The 20,654-nt window shown below is 68.2% G+C and carries 21 protein-coding genes, 1 tRNA gene and 1 other RNA gene; 14 read left to right on the forward strand and 9 right to left on the reverse strand.

The features are described 5' to 3' along the window. Positions 1-22 precede the first annotated feature (22 nt). Positions 23-1,312 (reverse strand): aspartate aminotransferase type Ic, encoded by a 1,290-nt coding sequence (locus FCG67_RS22625; protein ID WP_136911864.1) that lies wholly within the window; start codon positions 1,310-1,312, stop codon positions 23-25. A gap of 45 nt (positions 1,313-1,357) precedes the next feature. Next, an RNA gene (gene ffs, locus FCG67_RS22630) (signal recognition particle sRNA small type) lies at positions 1,358-1,452 on the reverse strand. Between the two features lie 106 nt (positions 1,453-1,558). Here ffs and FCG67_RS22635 point away from each other — a divergent pair. The 8 genes from FCG67_RS22635 to FCG67_RS22660 all read left to right on the forward strand — a co-directional run bounded on the left by FCG67_RS22635 (position 1,559) and on the right by FCG67_RS22660 (position 6,772). Then, positions 1,559-1,646: transfer RNA gene (locus FCG67_RS22635), tRNA-Ser, on the forward strand. A 107-nt stretch (positions 1,647-1,753) separates the two neighbouring features. Further along, a complete protein-coding gene (locus FCG67_RS22640; RefSeq protein WP_136911865.1) occupies positions 1,754-2,311 on the forward strand; it encodes a TIGR03086 family metal-binding protein in 558 nt (185 codons plus the stop codon). A gap of 199 nt (positions 2,312-2,510) precedes the next feature. Beyond that, positions 2,511-2,633 carry a hypothetical protein gene (locus FCG67_RS25605; protein ID WP_281282353.1) on the forward strand — a complete coding sequence of 41 codons (123 nt, stop codon included), beginning with the start codon at positions 2,511-2,513 and terminating at the stop codon, positions 2,631-2,633. Positions 2,634-2,989: 356 nt separating this feature from the next. Then, on the forward strand, positions 2,990-3,118 hold the full coding sequence (locus FCG67_RS25610) for a hypothetical protein (protein WP_257017617.1): 129 nt from the start codon (positions 2,990-2,992) through the stop codon (positions 3,116-3,118). 102 nt (positions 3,119-3,220) lie between these two features. Further along, a complete protein-coding gene (gene gluQRS, locus FCG67_RS22645; RefSeq protein ID WP_136911866.1) occupies positions 3,221-4,147 on the forward strand; it encodes a tRNA glutamyl-Q(34) synthetase GluQRS in 927 nt (308 codons plus the stop codon). A gap of 137 nt (positions 4,148-4,284) precedes the next feature. Beyond that, complete coding sequence (locus tag FCG67_RS22650) at positions 4,285-4,806, forward strand: RDD family protein (RefSeq protein WP_136911867.1); 522 nt, start codon at positions 4,285-4,287, stop codon at positions 4,804-4,806. Positions 4,807-4,896: 90 nt separating this feature from the next. After that, positions 4,897-5,937 (forward strand): hypothetical protein, encoded by a 1,041-nt coding sequence (locus tag FCG67_RS22655; protein WP_136911868.1) that lies wholly within the window; start codon positions 4,897-4,899, stop codon positions 5,935-5,937. Between the two features lie 100 nt (positions 5,938-6,037). Next, complete coding sequence (locus FCG67_RS22660) at positions 6,038-6,772, forward strand: queuosine precursor transporter (protein WP_136911869.1); 735 nt, start codon at positions 6,038-6,040, stop codon at positions 6,770-6,772. Between the two features lie 4 nt (positions 6,773-6,776). On the opposite strand, the gene FCG67_RS22665 is transcribed toward FCG67_RS22660, so the two are convergent. Then, positions 6,777-7,619: an NAD(P)H-binding protein gene (locus FCG67_RS22665; protein ID WP_136911870.1), complete on the reverse strand. Its 843-nt coding sequence runs from the start codon at positions 7,617-7,619 to the stop codon at positions 6,777-6,779. 123 nt (positions 7,620-7,742) lie between these two features. On the opposite strand from FCG67_RS22665, the gene FCG67_RS22670 reads away from it, so the two are divergent. Further along, positions 7,743-8,342, forward strand: coding sequence for a TetR/AcrR family transcriptional regulator (locus FCG67_RS22670; RefSeq protein WP_136911871.1), 600 nt, complete (start codon positions 7,743-7,745; stop codon positions 8,340-8,342). Here the strand turns inward: FCG67_RS22670 and tgt are convergent. The 4 genes from tgt to FCG67_RS22690 all read right to left on the reverse strand — a co-directional run bounded on the left by tgt (position 8,339) and on the right by FCG67_RS22690 (position 13,765). Then, entirely contained in the window at positions 8,339-9,583 is a 1,245-nt protein-coding gene (gene tgt, locus FCG67_RS22675) for a tRNA guanosine(34) transglycosylase Tgt (protein WP_097213095.1), read from the reverse strand. The two genes, FCG67_RS22670 and tgt, sit on opposite strands and share 4 nt — an antisense overlap. Positions 9,584-9,592: 9 nt before the next feature. Beyond that, positions 9,593-11,509, reverse strand: coding sequence for an ABC transporter ATP-binding protein (locus FCG67_RS22680; protein WP_097213151.1), 1,917 nt, complete (start codon positions 11,507-11,509; stop codon positions 9,593-9,595). Positions 11,510-11,514: 5 nt separating this feature from the next. Continuing rightward, positions 11,515-13,248, reverse strand: a complete 1,734-nt coding sequence (locus tag FCG67_RS22685) for an ABC transporter ATP-binding protein (protein ID WP_136911872.1) — start codon at positions 13,246-13,248, stop codon at positions 11,515-11,517. Between the two features lie 61 nt (positions 13,249-13,309). After that, a complete protein-coding gene (locus FCG67_RS22690; RefSeq protein WP_077043160.1) occupies positions 13,310-13,765 on the reverse strand; it encodes an RrF2 family transcriptional regulator in 456 nt (151 codons plus the stop codon). Between the two features lie 110 nt (positions 13,766-13,875). Here FCG67_RS22690 and FCG67_RS25720 point away from each other — a divergent pair, with 110 nt between their 5' ends. Together FCG67_RS25720 and FCG67_RS22695 are read left to right on the forward strand one after the other, a co-directional pair. Further along, positions 13,876-13,950 (forward strand): putative leader peptide, encoded by a 75-nt coding sequence (locus FCG67_RS25720; RefSeq protein WP_354578830.1) that lies wholly within the window; start codon positions 13,876-13,878, stop codon positions 13,948-13,950. Between the two features lie 93 nt (positions 13,951-14,043). Further along, positions 14,044-15,162 carry an LLM class flavin-dependent oxidoreductase gene (locus FCG67_RS22695; protein WP_136911873.1) on the forward strand — a complete coding sequence of 373 codons (1,119 nt, stop codon included), beginning with the start codon at positions 14,044-14,046 and terminating at the stop codon, positions 15,160-15,162. Between the two features lie 29 nt (positions 15,163-15,191). On the opposite strand, the gene FCG67_RS25615 is transcribed toward FCG67_RS22695, so the two are convergent. After that, positions 15,192-15,743 carry a TetR/AcrR family transcriptional regulator gene (locus FCG67_RS25615; RefSeq protein WP_136911874.1) on the reverse strand — a complete coding sequence of 184 codons (552 nt, stop codon included), beginning with the start codon at positions 15,741-15,743 and terminating at the stop codon, positions 15,192-15,194. A gap of 162 nt (positions 15,744-15,905) precedes the next feature. Between FCG67_RS25615 and FCG67_RS22705 the strand changes: the two genes are divergently transcribed. Next, positions 15,906-18,068, forward strand: coding sequence for an MMPL family transporter (locus FCG67_RS22705; RefSeq protein WP_136911875.1), 2,163 nt, complete (start codon positions 15,906-15,908; stop codon positions 18,066-18,068). An 80-nt stretch (positions 18,069-18,148) separates the two neighbouring features. Here FCG67_RS22705 and FCG67_RS25110 read toward each other — a convergent pair whose 3' ends face one another. Continuing rightward, positions 18,149-18,613, reverse strand: a complete 465-nt coding sequence (locus FCG67_RS25110) for a hypothetical protein (protein ID WP_169310597.1) — start codon at positions 18,611-18,613, stop codon at positions 18,149-18,151. A 91-nt stretch (positions 18,614-18,704) separates the two neighbouring features. Here FCG67_RS25110 and FCG67_RS22710 point away from each other — a divergent pair, with 91 nt between their 5' ends. Then, entirely contained in the window at positions 18,705-19,604 is a 900-nt protein-coding gene (locus tag FCG67_RS22710; RefSeq protein ID WP_136911876.1) for a sterol desaturase family protein, read from the forward strand. Positions 19,605-19,686: 82 nt separating this feature from the next. Further along, a complete protein-coding gene (locus tag FCG67_RS22715; protein WP_246045230.1) occupies positions 19,687-20,649 on the forward strand; it encodes an esterase/lipase family protein in 963 nt (320 codons plus the stop codon). The last annotated feature ends 5 nt before the right edge of the window (positions 20,650-20,654 follow it).

Raw genomic sequence — 20,654 nt, forward strand, 5'->3', positions numbered from 1 at the left:
GTGCCGGGCCGGCCGGGCCCGGCTACGCCTGCTCGAGCGACTTCTCGGTGGCGGCCAGCAACACGCAGGTCGCCACGCCGTCCATCGCCTTCGCGAGGTCGTCGGTGGACGGGAAGCTCGGCGCGAGCCGGATGTTCTTGTCGTCCGGGTCGGTGCCGTACGGGAAGGCCGAGCCGGCGGCGGTCAATGCGATACCGGCCTCCTTCGCCAGGCCGATGACCCGCTTCGCGGTGCCCTCGACGACGTCGAGGCTGATGAAGTAGCCGCCCTTCGGTTCGGTCCAGGACGCCACCTTCGACGACCCGAGCCGATCCTCGAGGATCTGCAGGACCAGCGCGAACTTCGGCGCAAGGATCTCCCGATGCTTGTCCATGTGCGCGCGCACCCCGTCGGCGTCCTTGAAAAACATCAGGTGCCGCAGCTGGTTGACCTTGTCCGGCCCGATGCTCTTCTTGCCCAGGTGCTGCTGGTACCAGGCCAGGTTCTGCGTGGACCCGCCGACGAAGCTGACGCCCGCGCCCGCGAAGGTGATCTTCGACGTCGACGCGAACACGAACGCCCGGTTCGGGTGCCCCGCCGCCGCCGCGATGCCGAGCACGTCCAGCGGGGCCTCGAACTCCTCGACCAGTGGGTGCACCGCGTACGCGTTGTCCCAGAAGAGCCGGAAATCGGGGGCCGCGGTCGGCATCGAGGCCAGCGTCCGCACGACCTCCTCCGAGAAGACCGCACCGGTCGGGTTCGAGTAGGTGGGCACCGCCCACATTCCCTTGATCTGCGGATCCTCGGCGACCAGCCGGGCGATCAGCGCGACGTCCGGGCCGTCGTGCCGCATCGGGACGGGGATCATCTCGATCCCGTACGACTCGGTGATCGCGAAATGCCGGTCGTAGCCGGGGCTCGGGCACAGGAACTTGATCTTCGGCTCCTGGGACCACGGCCGCACCGAGTCGGGGGTGCCGTGCAGCAGCGCGAACACGATGATGTCGTGCATGATCTCGAGGCTCGCGTTGTTGCCGGCCAACAGGTTCTCGGTCGGGATGCCGAGCAGTTCGCCGAAGATGGCGCGCAGCTCAGGCAGTCCGGTGAGGCCGCCGTAGTTGCGGCAGTCCACCCCATTGCCGTCGCGGTACTCGGCTCCTGGCAACGCGAGCAGCGCCTGCGAGAGGTCCAGCTGCTCGGGCGACGGCTTCCCGCGGGTCAGGTCGAGGGTGAGCTTCTCCGTCTTGAGCTGCGCGTAATTCGCGGACTGACGCTCGTGCTCCGCACGGAGTTCCTCATGGCTCATCAACCCAACTTGGGTTTGGGTAGGCATGCCGAAAGACCTTTCACCGGCGCGACTGTCAGAGGTGCGCAAAAATAAAGGGGACCCCGCGCACCCGGCAGAGCCCATTGACCCTTGCTGCCTTCCGGCCCTGGGGGAGTTCACAGGATGCGCGCCGCGCGGGATCCGTCCACGAGTGTAGCCATGCCCGCCCGGGGGCGGACAGGCGGCCGAGCTTTCGCCCCGTTCGGGGGGCCGTTTTCATTTCGGGGTGGGTTAGCCGGTATGCTCGCCCACGGAGGATTCGCCTAGTGGCCTATGGCGCTCGCCTGGAACGCGGGTTGGGTTAACGCCCTCAGGGGTTCAAATCCCCTATCCTCCGCCACACGATGGCCCCCGATCTCCGGATCGGGGGCCATCGTTGTATCCAGGGCCTGGTCGAATGTCGTGAATCTTCAAGACCGCCTCGTCGCCGGGTCGCACCATGGAGCCATGACCACCACGACCAGCAACGCCGATCTCTACCGGCGGCTCGCCGCCGAACTGACCCGCCGCGCCGAAGCCGTACCCGCCGATCACTGGGACAACCCCTCCCCCTGCGAGGGCTGGACCGCAAGGGACGTGCTCCGGCACGTCATCGAGACCCAGTCCTTCCCGGTCAACGCGGCGGGCATGACGCTCCCGCCGGTCCCCGACGTCGCTGCCGATCCCGTCGGGGCCTGGACGCAGACCCGCGACGCCGTGCAGGAGATCCTCGACGATCCCGAGCGCGCCGATCGTGAATACGAGGGGCAGATGGGCACGGCGAAGGTCGCCGACACCTTCGGCTCCTTCTACACCTTCGACCTGGTGGTGCACGGCTGGGACATCGCGAAGGCGACCGGCGCCGACACGGCCATCGCTCCCGCGGACCTGGCGATGCTCGCCCGTTTCGCCGAGCGGATGGGCGAGGCCCTGCACGGACCCGGGGTCTGCGGCCCCGCAATCGCGGTTCCCGCCGACGCGGACGAGCAGACGCGGGTCCTCGGTCTGCTCGGCAGGCGCGCCTGAGTCACCCCGGGGCCCTGTGACGGTCGACACTCTGTGAAGGACGCCGCCCGGGCCGGAACCCGCGTGACCACGGCGATCGATCCAACCCCGGACGCACGCAGTCGATGACCGCTTCGCTCGCACTGCGCGGCGCAGGACCCTTCATTACCGTCCGCGATGCGTCGGCCGTCGGCGCACAGTCCACTCGGGAGGAACCACCATGGCAGACACCGGCAGCTCCGTACTCGACACCGGCGCCGCGACCGCCGTCGACATCGAGGGCATCCTCGGCACCACGATCAAGGCCGTGCTCGACACGTTGAACAACGTGACCATCAGCTGACGTTCACTCACCCAAGATAGGCCCCGCCCAACAGTTTTCGGGCGGGGCCCTTTCGCTTCCGAGCCAGAAGCGACGAACAACAGTGCCCATCAACTGATTTCAGCTTCCATGACGCACCGCCGAAATTCACCCGGACGGCGGGGGCGGATGCCATCTCCGACTACCGGCGACCATTCGGACCCGCTTCTACATGAACTGTTCATGCTCCGGAAGAGTTGCAGCACAGGTTGTTTCCCACAGCTTTGGCCGACGTTAACCGAACAGAAACCCTGCGATTTCAAGGGATGCGCGCGCGCAGAACCTCCGATACAGTCCGCGATGCAGATCGAACGACACAGACTTCCTGGAGGAATCCCATGGCAAACTTCACCCCCATCGCAGACGCGGGCGCCGACACCGGCAGCAGCGGAATCGACGTCATCTCCGAGGTCCTCTCCGGCGCGGGCGGCATCTTCGGCAGCCTGGTCGGTGCCTTCAGCAGCTGAGCCCCCTCAGTTGCGCGGCCTCGGCCCCCGTCCATCCGGGCGGGGGCCGACGGCGCACCCGGACCCGTCCGGGCGGGCGTCCCCACTCGTTAGGCTGACGTCATGCCACAGTCGGCCCCGAGCGGTGCAGGTTCAAGTGGGGCCGGACGGTTCGCCCCGAGCCCGTCCGGCGACCTGCACCTCGGCAACCTCCGAACCGCGATGCTGGCGTGGCTGTTCGCCCGCTCCACCGGCCGGAGATTCCTGATGCGAATCGAGGACCTCGACCGGGTGCGGGCAGGCGCCGAAACGCGACAGCTCGACGACCTCGCGGCCCTGGGGCTGGACTGGGACGGTCCGATCGTCCGGCAGTCGGAGCGCTTGGCGCGCTACGACGCCGCCATCGACGAACTCACCGCCGCCGGCAGCACCTACGAATGTTTCTGCACCAGAAGAGAAATCCAGCAGGCCGTCTCGGCGCCGCACGGACCGGACGGTCACTACCCCGGTACCTGCCGCGACCTGAGCGCCGCGGAGATCGCGACCAAGCACGACTCGGGCAGGCCCCCGGCCATCCGGCTGCGCGCGGAGATCACCGAGTTCGCGATCGAGGACGAGCTGCACGGCCGCTACACCGGCGCCATCGACGACGTGGTGCTCCGGCGCGGCGACGGCATCCCGGCCTACAACCTGGCTGTGGTGGTCGACGACGCAGAGCAGGGCGTCGACCAGGTGGTGCGCGGGGACGACCTGCTCTCCTCCGCGCCGCGACAGGCCTACCTGGCATCGCTGCTCTCACTGATCGTGCCGCGCTACGCGCATGTCCCACTGGCACTCAATTCGGACGGTAAGCGGTTGGCCAAACGCGACGGCGCCGTCACGCTGGCCGACCAGCGGGCCCTGGGTCGCACCCCCGACGAGGTGCGGGGAATCCTGGCCGCCTCCCTCGGAATGGCCGAAGCAGGCGACAAGCCCGGACTGGACGAGTTACTTCGAGGTTTCGATCCCGTCGCGCTCCCGCGAACCCCCTGGGTATTCGCGGATCTTTAATGGATGTTTGCGCAATCGAAACGTATTCGGCGAACGGCAGGGTACCGGGCAATGGGGATCGCACGTAGGGTCACTAAGCACTGTGTATGACGAGCACCGTTGAATGGCAGCAATCAGACCGTATCCGAGGGGAAAACATGACCACCGGTGGATTTGATCAGAACCAGAACCAACCAGGCGAGCCGTCCTACCCGACTCCGCCACAATTCAATGACCAGGTGGCGGGCGGCGCATTCCCTGGCGGCGCCGAACCCGGCAGCCTCGGGGTTCGGTTCGGCGCGCGGCTCGTCGACTACATCCTGGTCGGAGTCGTCACCTGGATCCTGCTGATCGCTTTCGGCGTCACCGACAACATCGCCATCAGCGGATTGGTCTCGGGCATCCTGACGTTCGCGTATTTCGTGGTCTTCGACATCAGGGGCTGGACCCCGGGCAAGAAGATGCTCGGACTGAGCGTGCGCGGTCCCGGCGGCGGCAACCCGACCCCGCAGCAGGCCTCCATCCGTGAGGCGTTCAACCTGCTCAACATCATCCCGTTCATCGGCGGGTTGCTGAGCCTGATCGCGGTCATCGTGATCGCGGTGACCATCAATTCGAGCCCCACCAAGCAGGGCAAGCACGACGAACTGGCAGGCGGAACCCAGGTCGTCAGGGGCTGATCGATCACCGCACGACCCATTTTCACCCGAATCCGCCGTTGTTCGAGTTCGGGACGCACCACAACTCAACCGCACAAAAGAAGGAAGACTGTGAGCGAAAACCCACCGACCGGCCGGCCTGGCAACGAGGGCACCCCGGACAATCCGATTCCGCCGCAGAATCCGCCTGCCGGCGGGTACCCGCCGCCGCCCGGATACCCGCAGCCCGGCGCCACCCCGCCTCCCGGCGGCTACCCGCCCCCGCCCGGTGGCTATCCCCCGCCGCCCGGATACCCGCAGCAGGGCGCGCCGCAGCCCGGTTACCCGCAGCAGGGCGCGCCGCAGCCCGGCGGTTACCCGCCCCCGCCCGGATACCAGCAGGGCGGCACCCCCAACATGCCCGGCGGCTACCCGCCGCCCCCCGGATACGGCGCGGGCGAAGGCGGCTATCCCCCGCCGCCCGGGTACGGCGCGGACGCGTTCTCGGCCCCCGGTTTCGGCGGCCCCGGCGGCACCCCGCAGCTCACGGTCGGTGACGCGCTCGGCTACTCCTGGAACAAGTTCAAGGCCAACGCCGGGATCTGGATCGGCATCGTGCTGATCGCCGCCGTCATCGAGGTGGTGCTCAGCCTGATCTTCAACACCGGGAACACCTCGGGCGACTTCTCCTCGGCCTTCACGGTGTGGGGCATCTTCGGCACCATCGTCACCACCGTCGTGGGATACCTCATCCAGGCCGCCATGATCCGCGGCGCCCTGCACGAGGTGGACGGCAACAAGCCGGCGATCGGCTCGTTCTTCCAGTTCAACAACGTCGGCGCGATCATCCTCGCCAGCGTCATCGTCGGTGTGCTGTCCGCGATCGGCTTCGTGCTGCTGATCATCCCGGGCCTGATCATCGTGTTCCTGACCTGGTGGACGCTGCAGTTCGTGATCGACCAGAACCAGGACGCGATCACCGCGATCAAGTCGAGCTTCAGCGCCATCTCGCAGAACGTCGGAGCCCTGCTGCTCCTCGCGCTGGCGTTGGTCGGCATCAACATCGTGGGCGCGCTGCTGTGCGGCCTCGGCCTCCTGGTGACCATCCCGCTGACCGTCATCGCCTCCACGTACGCCTACCGCGTGGTGGTCAGGGGCCCGATCGCACCCTGATCCGGACAATCGGACAAACCGCGCACCCGCCGCAGGGCGCGAGCTCCTCCCACCAGGGTCGAGGTCGCGCCCTGCGGCGTTGTGATGCTTGGATGGCGTCGTGACAGTGTCAGAGCACGCCGAGAAGAACCCCGAGCACGCGACCTTCGCGCACGTCAGTCGCGGCTACTACCCCACGATCGTGGCGCTCTTCACCGCCGTGTTGCTGATCTCGAATATCTGCGCCACCAAGGGGGTGGCCTTCTTCGCGGGTGAAGAACTCAGCGTCGGCCCGCTGCAGATCCTGCCGATCATCACCGACGGCGGGTTCTTCCTCTTCCCGATGGCATACATCCTCGGCGACGTGCTCAGTGAGGTGTACGGCTTCAAGGCCACTCGGCGGGCCATCTACCTGGGCTTCGGCGCCATGATCCTGGCTTCCGCCTGCTTCTGGCTGCTGCTGGAGCTGCCGTCCGCGGACTTCTATGTCAACCAGGCGTCCCTCGAGGCAGTGGTGGGGGTGTACCCCCGGCTGCTGCTGGCAGGCCTGGCCGGGTACCTCGTCGGCCAGTTGCTGAACTCGCTGGTGATGGTGACCATCAAGGAGCGCACCAAGGAGAAGCACCTGTGGGCGCGGCTGATCGGGTCGACCGTGGTCGGCGAATTCGCCGACACCCTGATCTTCTGCGCCATCGCGGCGGGCGCGATCGGGATCAGCACGTGGGGCGACTTCTTCAACTACCTGATCGTCGGCTTCCTGTGGAAGACGCTGGTCGAGGTGCTGGTCATGCCGATCACCTACCGCGCGATCGCCTACGTCAAGAAGCACGAACCGACCTACGTGATCGCGAGCTGACCGCTCACCGGAAGGCGTCGACGTTGCGCGCCGCCCACTCGGCGAAGGTGCGCGGCGGGCGGCCGAGGAGCCCCTCGAGGTCCCGGCTGACCTGCTGTTCGACCGGCATCGGCGCGCCGAGGACGTCGAGGGTGCCGTCCACCACCGGCTCCGGCATGAACTGCAGCATCTGCGCCCTCGCCTCGTCGCGGCTCTGCGCGGCGAATCCGACCGGCTCGCCGAGCGCCTGACCGATCGCCGCGGACCGCTGACGCGGCGAGACCGGCGCCGGCCCGGTGAGTACGTAGGTGCGGCCTGCGTGGCCCGCCTCGCGCAGGACCGCGGCGGCGGCCTCCGCGAGGTCGGCCGGGTCGACGTCCGGCAGTCCGACGTCGCCGAACGGCGCGGCGACCCGACGGTGCGAACGGACCGCCTCGGCCCACGCGAACGCGTTGGAGGCAAAGCCTGCCGGCCGTAGGACCGTCCACTCCATGCCCGACCCCTGGACCGCGGTCTCGAATGCCCGGAGTCCCGCATGCGAGGGCGCATCCGGCCGGGTCCCCGCAACCTGTGAAGACAACAGGACCACTCGGCGAACCCCGCCCGCATGCGCGACGTCGAGGATCCGGCTCGGGTTCACGCCGGCCGCGAGGACCTCCCCGGAAACGAGCAGGAACAGCGCGTCCGCTCCCTCGACCGCGGCCCCGAGACTGTCCGGTTCGGTGAGATCCGCCTGCCGGTGCCGGACCCCGATGGGGACCGCGTCCGCCGACCCCCGAGAGACCGCGGTGACCCGCTCACCCGCCGCGGCCAGGGCCCCCACCAGCGGCACGCCCACGTTCCCCGTCGCTCCCGTTACCACGATCATGTACCGCTCCCCTTCGTCGTTTCCCGAGGTCACACGCGTCGGACGACGCCCCTCGCGAGTTAGTTAGTTGACTAACTAATCTGAAGATAGCTGTTGGTGACGCGGCTGTCTATAGTTAGTCAGGTGACTGACTCAGCGGACAGGGTGGGGCCGAGGCGCGGCAAGCGGGAACGCCTGGCGGAGGCCGCCGCCCAGGTTTTTCACGAGCAGGGCGTGGAGAAGACAACCCTCACCGACATCGCGCGCGCGGCCGACGTCCCGGTTGGCAACGTGTACTACTACTTCAAGACCAAGGACGAGCTGGTCGGGGCGGCGATCGGCGCGCACGCGCAGCGCCTCGAGGCGTTGATCGCCGCGCTCGACGCGCACCCCACTCCGCAGGAACGCCTCAAGGCGCTGGTGCGTGGATGGACGGAACAGCGGGAGGTCGCCGCGCGATACGGCTGCCCGTTCGGGACCCTGTCATCGGAACTCGACAAACGCACCGACGGCCTGGACCGCGACGCCGCCGAGGTCATGCGTCACCTGGTCGACTGGGCCGAGCAGCAGTTCCGGTCGATGGGCCGCGACGACTCCCGTGAGCTCGCGGTCGCCCTGATCGCCGCCTACCAGGGCATTTCCCTGCTCACCAATACGTTCCGGGACCCCGAGCTCATGGCGGCCGAGGGCCTCCGCCTGGAACGCTGGATCGACTCGCTCGCCGGAGCGAGCACCCCGGGCTAGACGCGGCTGGTGGCGTAGAACCGTCCCAAGGTCTCCGACTTCAGATCGTCGAAGTAGCCGCCCTCGATGCTCTCCCGGATCCGGTCCACCAACCGGATGGTGAATCGTTCGTTGTGAATGGTCGCGAGCGTCGACGACAGCATTTCTTTCGATTTGAACAGGTGGTGCAGATACGCCCGCGAATAGTTCTTGCAGGTATAGCAGTCGCACTCGTCGTCGATCGGGTTGTAATCGCGCCGGAAACGGCTCGTGTTGATGTTGAACCGTCCGGTGGTCGTGTAAATCGCGGCATTTCGCGCCACCCGTGACGGATTCACGCAGTCGAACGTGTCGGCCCCGTTCTCGATGGCGACGAAGAGGTCGTCCGGCTCGCTGATGCCCAACAGGTGCCGCGGCTTGTGCTCGGGCAGCTCCTCGTTGCACCACCGCACGATGGTCCCGAGGTTCTGCTTTTCCAGCGCCCCGCCGATCCCGTAACCGTCGAAGCCGGTGCCGCTCTCGCCGACGATCGACTCCAACCCCCGGCAGGCCTGCCTGCGCAGGTCCTCGTACTGCGCGCCCTGCACGACACCGAACAGCGCCTGGTACGGGCGGTGGCTGCGTTCGGCGGTCAGACGTTCGTGCTCGGCGATGCACCGCACCGCCCACGCCTGGGTGCGTTCGACCGACTCTTCCTGGTAGCCACGGGTGTTGAACAGGGTGGTCAACTCGTCGAACGCGAAGATGATGTCCGCGCCGAGTCGGTGCTGGATGCTCATCGAGATCTCCGGCGTGAACCGGTGCCGGGAGCCGTCCCGGTGCGACTTGAAGGTCACCCCGTCGTCGTCGACGTGCGCGAGCCGCTCCTTGCCGACGGCGATCACATCGTCGGACTGGACCCCGACGGAGTCCATCGAGAGCACCTTCTTGAAGCCGACGCCCAGCGACATCACCTGGAATCCGCCGCTGTCGGTGAACGTCGGGCCCGGCCAGTTCATGAACCGGCCCAGACCGCCGGCCCCGTCCACGATGTCCGGCCCCGGCTGTAGGTACAGGTGATATGCATTCGCCAGAACAGCCTGCGTGCCAAGTTCTTTCATCGTCTCCGGCAGCACCGCCTTGACGGTGGCGTTGGTACCGACCGCGATGAACGCCGGGGTCTGGATCTCACCGTGCGGAGTGTGGATGGTGCCGGTCCGGCCCAGGCGGCCGGGCAGCCGGGTACCGAGGGTGAAGAAGGGTTGGCTCACCGTGTCATCCAATCAGCCCGTTCACACGGCCGCCTCGGCCGGTCCGACGAACTGGCTGTTGTAGAGCTCGAAGTACGCCCCGCGCCGGGCGAGCAGTTCCTCGTGGGTGCCCTGCTCGACGATATGGCCCTCCTCCATCACCACGATCAGGTGCGCATCGCGGATGGTCGAGAGTCGGTGCGCGATGACGAAACTCGTCCGGTCGCTGCGCAGCGCCGCGGTCGCGTGCTGGACGAGAAGCTCGGTGCGGGTGTCCACCGAGCTGGTGGCCTCGTCGAGGATCAGGATCGACGGTTGCGACAGGAACGCCCGCGCGATCGTGATGAGCTGCTTCTCGCCCGCGCTGACATTGCCGCCCTCCTCGTCGATGACGGTGTCGTATCCCGCGGGCAGCGAGTGCACGAAACGGTCCACGTAGCTCATCCGGGCCGCCTCGCGAATCTGCGCCTCGGTGGCGTCGGGGTGGCCGTAGGCGATGTTCTCCCGGATGGTGCCGCCGAACAACCAGGTGTCCTGCAGCACCATCCCGATGCGGGACCGCAGGTCGTCGCGCGACATGGTGGTGATGTCGGTGCCGTCCAACCTGATTCGCCCCGAGTCCACCTCGTAGAACCGCATGATCAGGTTCACCAGGGTGGTCTTGCCTGCCCCGGTCGGACCCACGATCGCCACCATGTGTCCCGGCTCGGCGGTCAGCGACAGGTTCTCGATGAGCGGCTGCTCCTCCTTGTAGCGGAACGACACGTTCTCGAACTCGACGTGGCCACGGCGGACCAGCGGCGTCGCGGGCGACGCGGGGTCCGGCGACTGCTCGTCCTCGTCGAGAAGCGCGAAGACCCGCTCGGCGGACGCGACGCCGGACTGCATCAGGTTGGTCATGGCGCCGATCTGGGTGAGCGGCTGGGTGAACTGACGCGAGTACTGGATGAAGGCCTGCACGTCGCCGAGGCTCATCGACCCGGACGCCACCCGCATGCCGCCGACGACCGCGACGGCCACGTAGTTGAGGTTGCCGAGGAAGTTGATCGCGGGCATCACCATGCCCGAGATGAACTGGGCCTGGAAACCGGACTGGTAGAGCTGCTCGTTCCGCTCGTCGAAGGCTGCCCCGACCTCGCGCTGGCGGCCGAACGCGGTCACCAGCTCGTGCCCGGTGAAGGACTCCTCGATCTGCGCGTTCAGCGCGCCCGTGGTGGTCCACTGCGCGACGAAGTGCTTCTGCGACCGCTTCGCGATCAGCGTGGTCGCCAGCACCGACAGCGGCACGGTTGCCACCGCGACCATCGCCAGCAGCGGCGAGATCCACAGCATCATGGCCAGGATGCCGATCACCGAGAGCACGGACGTCAACAGCTGGCTGATCGTCTGCTGGACGGTCTGGGCGATGTTGTCGATGTCGTTGGTGACGCGGCTGAGCAGGTCGCCGCGGGGGTTGGTGTCGAAGTAGCGCAACGGCAGCCGGTGGATCTTCTCCTCGACGTCCGCGCGCAGCCGCATGATGGTGCGCTGCACCACGATGTTGAGCACGTAGCCCTGCACCCAGCTGAACAGCGAGGCCGCCAGGTAGATCACGAGCACGACGGCGAGCACCCGGCCGAGCGCGCCGAAGTCGATCCCGGTGCCGGGCACCACGTCCATCGAGGACACCATGTCCGCGAAGGTGTTCTGCCCCTGTGCCCGCAGCTCGTCGACGGCCTGGTCCTTGGTGAGGCCAGCGGGCAGCTGCCTGCCGACGACGCCGTCGAAGATGATGTTGGTGGCGTGCCCGAGGATCTTCGGGGCCACCACGCTGAGCACCACGCTCATCGCCGCCAGCACGAGGACCAGCCCGACCGCGAACTTGTCCGGGGACAGGCGCTTGAGCAGACGCCGGGCGGACGGACCGAAGTCCATCGGCTTCTTCGACGGCGGGCCCGCGGCGGCCATCGGGCCGCGCATCGCGCTCACGACGCCGCCTGCGCGGCGAGCTGGGACGCGACGATCTCCGCGTAGGTCTGACAACGGTCCACGAGCTCGGCGTGGGTGCCGATCCCCACGATGGCACCGTCCTCGAGCACGATGATCTGGTCGGCCTCGATGATCGTCGAGACCCGCTGCGCGACGATGATCACGCAGGCGTCCCGGGTGACCGGCGCCAACGCGGCCCGCAGCCGGGCGTCGGTGCTCAGGTCCAGCGCGGAGAACGAGTCGTCGAACAGGTAGATCTCCGGTTCCCGGACCAGGGCCCTCGCGATCGCCAGCCGCTGCCGCTGCCCGCCGGAGACGGTGGCGCCGCCCTGCGCGATCGGGGACTCGAGGCCCCCCGGCATGGCCCGGACGAAGTCGGCGGCCTGCGCGATCTCCAGACATCGCCACAGCTGGGCGTCCGTCGCGTCCGGCCTGCCGTACCGCAGGTTGCTGGCCACCGTTCCGGAGAACAGGTACGGCTTCTGCGGGACCAGGCCGATCGAGGAACGCAGCTGGTCGGGGTCGATGACCCGGACGTCGGCGGCCCCGACGCGGACCTCACCGCCGGAGACGTCGATCAGCCGCGGGATCAGGTTGAGCAGGGTGGACTTGCCGGATCCGGTGCCACCGATGATGGCGGTGGTCATCCCGGGTTCGGCCAGGAAGCTGACGTTCCGCAGCACCGGCGCCTCGGCGCCGGGGAAGGCGAAGGTCGCGCCGCGCATCTCGACGATGCCGCGCTCGCGCCAGCTGGTGAGCGGCTTCGGCGAGGCCTGCACCGACGGCTCGGTGTCGAGGACCTCGGTGAGCCGCTCGGCACACACCGAGGCGCGCGGCAGGATCACGGCGATGACGGTCACCATCATCACCGCCATCAGGATCTGCATGATGTAGGCGAGCACCGCGGTGAGCGAGCCGATCTGCATGGAGCCCTGGTCGATGAGGTGGCCGCCGAGCCAGAGCACCGCGACGCTGGTGATGTTCGCGATGAGCATCACCATCGGGAGCATCAGCGCCATCAGCTTGCCGACCCGCAACGCGGTGCCTGCCAGATCCTCGTTGGCCGCGCCGAAACGCCGCATCTCGTGCGATTCGCGGACGAATGCCCGGACCACCCGGATGCCGGTGATCTGTTCGCGCAGGACCCGGTTGATGGCGTCGATCCGCGACTGCATCAGCCGGAACTGCGGGACCATCTTCGAGATCACCAGGTACATCGCCAGGCCCAGCAGCGGGACCGCGACGGCGAGCACCCAGGCCAGGCCCTGCGACTGACGGATCGACATGACGATGCCGCCGATGCCCATGATCGGCGCCGCCACCAGGATGGTGCAGCTGATCACCACCACCATCTGAATCTGCTGGACGTCGTTCGTGCTGCGGGTGATCAGCGACGGCGCCCCGAAGTAGCCGACCTCGCGCGCGGAGAACCGGCCGACCTGGTGCACGACCGCGCCGCGCAGGTCACGACCCATGCCCATCGCGGCGCGGGCGCCGAAGTACACGGCGCCGATGCTGCACGCGACCTGCAGGCAGGTGATGAGCAGCATCGTGCCGCCTGTGGAGAGCACCACACCGGTATCGCCCTTGGCGACGCCGTTGTCGATGATCTCGGCGTTGAGGCTCGGCAGATACAGCGTGGTCAGGGTCGAGATCAACTGGAGCGCAACGACACCCGCCAGGTCACCACCGTAGGGGCGCAGGTAGGTGCGCAGCAGTGAGTACAACATAGGCTTCGAGGCTACCAATCGGCCGCCGCGATCGGCGGTATACGCCGGGCGAACCCGCAGCTCAGCGCCTCCGCCACGCCTCCGGGTCGGCGGTGAGCCGCTCGACGAATCCGGGCAGCCGGCCGCAGGCGATGTCCGCGACGGTGACGCCCTCCAGGACGACCCGCAGGTTCACCCGCACGGCGATCCACACGTCGAGCAGCGGGGCGGCGGGCCCGTCGTAGTGCACCTCCTCGGGGCGCTGGCCCCGCACCGAGGCCAGCGGGCCCTCCACGGCCCGGATCACGTCGGCGACGGTGATCTCGGCGGCGGGCCGGGCCAGCCAGTACCCGCCGTCCGGACCCCGTCTGCTGTGCACCATGCCCGCCCGGCGCAGGTCGCCGAGGACGGCCTCGAGGAACTTGTGCGGGATCGTCTGCGCGTTCGCGAGGTACTCCGCCTTCGCGGGCGCCTCCCCCGCCGCAGCCAGTTCGACCAGGGTGCGCACGGCGTAGTCGACCTTCGCGGTGATGTGCACGGCTTCCCCCTCGCCTCACCGGTCCGTCCGGCGGTTGATTCCTACCATCGCGGTATGAAATCGGGCAAGCGCAGTTGACAGGCCACGCACGCCACTGCCAGCCTGGACGCATGTCCGGCAACCCTGCGCTCACGGTGCGACGCCACGTCGACCTCCTGCGCGTTGCCGCCGCGCTCTGTCAGTAGCGATCCGCCCCACTCCCCCTCCCGCGACCGGGCCCCAACGGCTCGTCGACCGGCGCGCGCACGCCCGCCGCACTGACATCTCGGAGCACCTTCATGAGCATCGACCTGCACTGGTTCCTGCCCACCGCCGGCGACGGCCGCGGCATCGTGGACAACTCGAACTCCTCCACCGCCGATCCCAGGACCGCCGGGAACCGGGCCCCGACCCTCGAGTACCTGACCCAGGTCGCCCGCGCCGCCGAGCAGGCCGGGTTCACCGGCGTGCTCACCCCAACCGGGACGCACTGCGAGGACGCCTGGCTGACCACGGCCGCCCTGATCCCGCTGACCGAGCGGCTCAAGTTCCTTGTCGCGTTCCGGCCCGGGGTCATCTCGCCGACGCTGGCCGCGCAGATGGCCGCCAGCTACCAGCGCCTGTCCGGCGGGCGACTGCTGCTCAACGTGGTGACCGGGGGCGACTCGCAGGAGCAGCGGAGTTACGGCGACTGGCTGACCAAGGACCAGCGCTACGCCCGCACCGCCGAGTTCCTGCAGGCCCTGCGCGGGACGTGGGGCGAGGCCCCGTTCGACTTCGACGGCGAGCACTACAAGCTGGTCGGCGCGACCACCTCGGCACCGCCGAACCCGGTGCCGCCCATCTATTTCGGCGGTTCCTCCGCGGCGGCGCTGCCGGTGGCGGCCGGTCACGCCGATGTGTACCTCACCTGGGGCGAGCCGCCTGCACAGGTGGCCGCGAAGATCGCCGCGGTCCGCGAGCACGCCGAACGGGCCGGCCGCACCATCCGGTTCGGCATCAGGCTGCACGTGATCACCCGCGACACCTCGAGGCAGGCATGGGATGTCGCCGACACGATGCTCGCCGGCCTCGACCCCACCGCGGTCGCCGAGGCCAGCGCCCGGTTCGCACGGTCCGAGTCGGAGGGACAGCGGCGGATGGCGGCCCTGCACGGCGGCAGCACCGCGTCGCTGGAGATCTCACCGAACCTGTGGGCCGGCGTCGGGCTGGTCCGCGGCGGGGCGGGCACCGCGCTGGTCGGCAGCCACGAGGAGGTTGCGGACCGGATCGAGGAGTACCACTCGCTTGGGCTGGACGAGTTCGTGCTCTCCGGGTACCCGCACCTGGAGGAGGCGTACTGGTTCGGCGAGGGGGTGCGGCCGATCCTGGCGCGCCGGGGCCTGCTGGCGGATGAGCGGGCGCTGATCCCGGCGTGAGCCGGGCGGGGCGTCTGCGGCCGACCGGACTACAGCCGCAGCACGCCCATCGCCGCGTCGAGCAGCACCCGCAAGAGCTCCTCGTCGTCGGCCTGCGGCACCGCCGCGTTCGCCGACAGCGCCGTGTTGAGCACCTCCAGCGCCGCGACCGCGCGGATCGTGGACTCCGTTGGGGCGTCCGGGCCCGCCAACCAGATGTTGATCCGCCGGTTGATCTCGATCAGCTCGGGCAGGATCGGGCCGAGGGTGGCGGTCATCGCGGAGGCGTCCCGGACGAACAGCGACCCCTCCGCGCGGTGGTTGAGCAGCCCGATCAGATAGCGGCGCAACACCTCCCGGATGCCGTCCGCGGTGTGCGGCGCCTGATCGAGCACGTCGGCGACGTCACGCATGACGAACAGGATCGGGGTCACGATGGCCAGCAGCAGGTCGGCCTTGGAGGCGTAGTGGTAGTAGAGCGAGGCCTTGGTGATGCCGACCTCGTCGGCGATCTCCCTCAGGCTGGTCTGCTCGACGCCCTTGGCGATGAACTGCCGGAGCGCCGCCTCCCTGATGGCCGACCTGGTATCTCGCGCGCCCATCGTCGACCACCTCTCTTCCTCCGGTCCGGTCCGAACACACCGGCACCTTAAGGCCCCGCGCAGCGCGGCGACGAATCATTCCAGTTGTCGGCCACCCGAATGGGTGCGTAGTCTACCTACCGCACGGTAGGCAAACTTGCAGAACGCGGTGTGGAGGGGCACATGTTCGGGAAACTTGCTCGATTCGTTGTACACAATCCATGGAAAATCATTGCGGCGTGGATCATCGCCGCCGTCGCGGTCGTGGCGCTCGCGCCCACGCTGACCGACGTGCTCAACAAGGAGCAGTCCGGCTTCCTGCCGGACACCTACGAGTCCATTCAGGCACAGCACCTCGCCGAGGAGCAGTTCGGGAAATCCGAGGACGCCACGGCGACCATCGTGATCAAGCGCGAGGACGGGCAGCCGCTCTCCGCGGAGGACCAGGCCAAGGTGGAGGGCCTGGCCGGTTCGATCAACGCGACCGGTATCGATCGGGTCGTCGTCGCCGAGACCGGACCTCAGGCACTCGCCGAGAACAAGGAAGTCCAGCTGGTCAGCGTCGGACTCCAGGGCATGCCCGACGAGAAGCCGGTCGGCGAGGCGGTCAAGGAGATCCGCAAGATCGGCGGCGAGACACTCGCGGACAGCGGCCTGCGGATGTCCGTCACCGGTGATGCCGCCCTCATGGTCGACAACGAGGAGGCGTTCAAGAACGCCGAGGCGATCATCGGCATCGTCACGGTCCTGCTGATCATCGGGCTGCTGCTGGTCATCTACCGCAGCCCCGTCGCGGCCCTGCTGCCGATCGTCTCGGTCGGCATCGTCTCGTCCATCGCGCCCGGGATCATCGCCCTGGTCGCGAAGGGCACCGGTCTGCAGGTCGACCAGTCGCTGCAGATCATCCTGACCGTCGTGCTGTTCGGCGTCGGCACCGACTACATCCTGTTCCTGTTGTTCCGCTTCCGTGAACGGCTGCGGGCGGGCGAGGAGAAGACCACCGCACTGATCCATGCGGTGGAGCGGGTCGGCGAGGTCATCGCCTCCGCGGCTGGCGCGATCATCGTGGCGTTCTGCGCGCTGCTGCTCGCGATCTTCGGTGCGTTCCGCAGCCTCGGCCCCGGCCTGGCCATCGGCGTCGGCATCATGGCGCTCGCGTCGCTGACGCTGATCCCCGCGATCGTGTCGCTGATCGGCACCAAGGTGTTCTGGCCGTCGAAGTCCTGGCAGAAGGAGCCCAAGGGCACCGTCTTCGCCAAGCTCGGCGCGTTCACCGGCCGCCGCCCCGGCGTGGTCGCACTCGTCTCCGGCGGACTGCTCGTCGTGATGGCGCTGGGCATGCTCGGCTTCAAGACGGACTACGACCAGCTCGGTCAGCTGCCGTCCACCACGGAGTCGGCACGCGGCATCAAGGACCTGCAGTCCGGGTTCCCCGCGGGCGCACTCAACCCGACGCTGGTGTACCTGCACTCCACGGACGGCTCCCCGCTTGACCCGGCCGAGGTGGAGCGGGTGGCGAAGGAACTGACCACCTCCACCGGCATCGGCGGCGCCATGCCCGCGAACGAACAGGGCGACCTCGGACTGATCTCCAAGGACGGCAGCACCGCGCAGATCAACCTGCTGCTGGAGTACAGCCCGCAATCCAACGAGGCGCTCGACGCGGTCGACCCGCTGCGCGAGGCAGCGCACGCCGCCGCACCGGAGGGCACCGAGGTGCTGGTCGGCGGGCCCACCGCGGCGTTCACGGACATCCGCGACGCGAACAACCGCGACCTGTCGGTGATCTTCCCGGTCGCAGGCGTGCTGATCGCGCTGATCCTGGCGCTGCTGCTGCGTTCGCTGGTGGCGCCGCTCTACCTGATGGCCTCGGTGGTGCTGGTGTTCTTCTCCACCATGGGTGCGACGGCGTTCCTGTTCAGCGTGGTCGGTGATCGGCCGGGCATCTCGTTCTCGCTGCCGATCATGCTGTATCTGTTCGTGGTGGCGATCGGAACGGACTACAACATCCTGATGATCGCCCGACTCCGCGAGGAGGCACGCGAGGGCCGAAGCCCCAGGGAGGCAGCCCGATTGGCCATCGAGCACGGCGGGCCCTCGGTCGGTGCGGCGGGCATCATCCTCGCAGGCACCTTCGGGTCGATGATGCTGTCCGGCATCGCCATGATGACCGAGATGGGCTTCGCGGTGGCGCTGGGCATCCTGCTCTCGTCGTTCGTGATGTCGATGTTCCTGGTGCCCTCGATCACCGCGCTGCTGGGCCACAAGGCCTGGTGGCCCGGCCACGGTGACGCCGTCACCGAACACGGCCGTCCCGAGGAGGACCTGGAGCCCGCGCGGGTCTGACCCCGCCGAGCCGAAAACGACACAGGGCCCGCCCTTTCCGTCATCACGGAAAGGGCGGGCCCTGCTCGTTGTCGAAGGGACTAGCTGGCCCAGGCGGCCCGGTGGCTGTCGGCCGGCTGTGCCGGATCCCAGTTCTCGGCCTGGAAGTTGGTCGTGTGGACGGAGTCGCCGCCGACCTCCGTGACGGTCAGCACCCCGATCATGGAACCGAGCAGCGACGGCTTCGCGGTCACGGCGATCGCGGAGGCGGTGTCCTTGAGCGCATCGCCGTCGAGGTCGCTCGCGCAGACCCGGACCGTGAGATCCACGGTCGACGGGGTCTGTCCGCTGTTCAGCTTGGTGACGGCACCGTCGACGGTGACGCCGGAGGGCAACGTCGCGGACTTCGCGATCACGGTCGCGGTGGGATCGTCGGCGCTGGCGTCGCCGGGGCAGGTTGCGGTGGGAGCGGCGGAGGCCTCGGCCGCGGACGAGGTGTCCTCGGAGCTGCAGCCGGCAAGAAGGAGAGTGGCCCCGAGTGCGAGGGCGGTCACAGTGCGTTTCACCCGGTCATTGTGGATGCAAATGTCGGCGCCCGCATCACGGGGGGTGAACATTCGGTGACAGCGTCCCGTATCGCAGGTCACACTGCTCTTCATGTGGGAATCCCTGCCGGAATGGTGGAACTCGCTGCCGGCGCCGCTGCGCGACCCGGTCGCCTTCGCCATCCCCTTCTTCGTCCTGTTCCTCGCCCTGGAATGGGCAGCGGCCCGGTACCTCGCCGCTCCTGAGATGAGTGCGGACGGGCGGGCTCATCCCCCGCGCGGCGGCTACGACGCAACGGACGCGCGGACCAGCATCTCGATGGGCGCGGTGTCGGTGCTGACCAGCGCGGCATGGAAGGCGCTCGCCCTGGTCGGGTACGCCGCGATCTACGCGTACCTGGCGCCGTGGCACCTGCCTGCGGACGCCTGGTACACCTGGGTGATCCTGATCGTCGGCGTCGACCTGTTGTTCTACTGGTATCACCGGATCGCCCACCGCACCCGGATCGTGTGGGCCACCCATCAGGCGCACCATTCCAGTGAGTACTTCAACTTCGCGACCGCACTGCGCCAGAAGTGGAACAACAGCGGCGAGATCCTGATGTGGATCCCGTTGCCGCTCATCGGAATCCCGCCGTGGATGGTCTTCGTCGGGTTCTCGATCAACCTGGTGTACCAGTTCTTCGTGCACACCGAGCGGGTTGACCGGCTACCCCGACCGTTCGAGTTGGTGTTCAATACGCCGTCGCACCACCGGGTTCATCACGGCTGCGACCCCGCGTATCTCGACAAGAACTACGCGGGCATCCTGATCATCTGGGACCGCATGTTCGGCACCTTCACTCCCGAGACGCATCGGCCCACCTACGGGCTGACCACACCGGTGCGCACCCACAACATCCTCACGCTGCAGGGACACGAGTACGCCGCCATCGGCCGCGACGTGCGTGCCGCCAGGTCGTGGCGGGAGCGATTGGGGTACGTGTTCGGCCCGCCGGGATGGACCCCCTGACACCACCGCCCGGGGATGGCCCGCGTCACACTTCACGTGTTAACTTACTCAAAAGTAAGAACGCGCGGCGACGGGGGAACCGATGGCAATCCGAGATCGAGGTCTGCGGGCGGGCATGGCGCTGATCGGCCTACTGGCCGCCGTCACAGCCGGGACCGGCGCCGCGGCAGCCGAACCGGCGAGCGGTCCGCTTCCCGTCCCCTTCGACCTCGGCGCCGGGCTCCGAGCCCTGCCCTTCCCCGAGGTGGTGCCGCCGGGCGCGAACGATCCGACCTGCCGCCCGTCCGCCGCCCACCCGAACCCGGTGGTCCTGGTGAACCCGACCTTCGCGACGCAGGCGACCGCGTGGCAGGCAGGCGCGCCCTACCTGCGCAACAACGGCTACTGCGTCTACACGTTCAACTTCGGCAACCCCGTCTGGGTGTCGGAGATCCCCGTCCAGGCGCTCGGCGACATCCGCGAATCGGCGCGAGTGCTGTCCGGCACCGTCGATCGGGTGCTCGCGGCCACCGGCGCAACGAAGGTGGACCTCGTCGGCCACTCCCAGGGCGGCGGGGTGCTCTCGCACTACTACCTCAACGCCCTCGGCGGAGATCAGAAGGTGGACAAGCAGATCGGGATCTCGCCGAGCGCCCACGGCACCACGCTCAGCGGGGGCGTCTATGTCCGCAGCCTCGTCCCGCCGGTGGGCCGCACCCTCTACGACGTGGTCACCGGACTCACCCCGGCCCTCACCCAGCAGGCATCGGGTTCCGAGCTGATGGCGCAGACCTACGGCAACGGTGACACCAGGCCAGGTGTCCGGTACACGACGATCGTGACCGAGTACGACGAGGTGGTGACCCCGTACACCGAGCAGTTCCTCACGGGCTCGAACGTCACGAACATCCTGCTGCAGGACGGCTGCGAGGCGGACAGGTCCGAACACCTCTCGTCGCTCTACAGCGAAAGGGCCTGGCGGTTCGTGCTCAATGCCCTCGATCCGGATCACCAGACTCCGGTGCCGTGCTTCCCCGTCGACCCGTTCTTCCCGAACGTGAAGTAGGAGGT

It is taken from the genome of Rhodococcus oryzae (assembly GCF_005049235.1).
In the GTDB taxonomy this organism is placed as follows: Bacteria; Actinomycetota; Actinomycetes; order Mycobacteriales; family Mycobacteriaceae; genus Rhodococcus_G; species Rhodococcus_G oryzae.

Excerpts from the sequence above, each read along its gene's own strand:
- FCG67_RS25615 (WP_136911874.1), bottom strand. The coding sequence starts at position 15,743 with ATGGGCGCGCGAGATACCAGGTCGGCCATCAGGGAGGCGGCGCTCCGG.
- FCG67_RS22640 (WP_136911865.1), top strand. The coding sequence starts at position 1,754 with ATGACCACCACGACCAGCAACGCCGATCTCTACCGGCGGCTCGCCGCC.
- FCG67_RS25610 (WP_257017617.1), top strand. The coding sequence starts at position 2,990 with ATGGCAAACTTCACCCCCATCGCAGACGCGGGCGCCGACACCGGCAGC.
- FCG67_RS22685 (WP_136911872.1), bottom strand. The coding sequence starts at position 13,248 with ATGTTGTACTCACTGCTGCGCACCTACCTGCGCCCCTACGGTGGTGAC.
- FCG67_RS22650 (WP_136911867.1), top strand. The coding sequence starts at position 4,285 with ATGACCACCGGTGGATTTGATCAGAACCAGAACCAACCAGGCGAGCCG.
- FCG67_RS22665 (WP_136911870.1), bottom strand. The coding sequence starts at position 7,619 with ATGATCGTGGTAACGGGAGCGACGGGGAACGTGGGCGTGCCGCTGGTG.
- FCG67_RS22715 (WP_246045230.1), top strand. The coding sequence starts at position 19,687 with ATGGCAATCCGAGATCGAGGTCTGCGGGCGGGCATGGCGCTGATCGGC.
- FCG67_RS22680 (WP_097213151.1), bottom strand. The coding sequence starts at position 11,509 with ATGCGCGGCCCGATGGCCGCCGCGGGCCCGCCGTCGAAGAAGCCGATG.
- FCG67_RS22695 (WP_136911873.1), top strand. The coding sequence starts at position 14,044 with ATGAGCATCGACCTGCACTGGTTCCTGCCCACCGCCGGCGACGGCCGC.
- FCG67_RS25605 (WP_281282353.1), top strand. The coding sequence starts at position 2,511 with ATGGCAGACACCGGCAGCTCCGTACTCGACACCGGCGCCGCGACCGCC.
- FCG67_RS22710 (WP_136911876.1), top strand. The coding sequence starts at position 18,705 with ATGTGGGAATCCCTGCCGGAATGGTGGAACTCGCTGCCGGCGCCGCTG.
- FCG67_RS22705 (WP_136911875.1), top strand. The coding sequence starts at position 15,906 with ATGTTCGGGAAACTTGCTCGATTCGTTGTACACAATCCATGGAAAATC.
- FCG67_RS22625 (WP_136911864.1), bottom strand. The coding sequence starts at position 1,312 with ATGCCTACCCAAACCCAAGTTGGGTTGATGAGCCATGAGGAACTCCGT.
- gluQRS (WP_136911866.1), top strand. The coding sequence starts at position 3,221 with ATGCCACAGTCGGCCCCGAGCGGTGCAGGTTCAAGTGGGGCCGGACGG.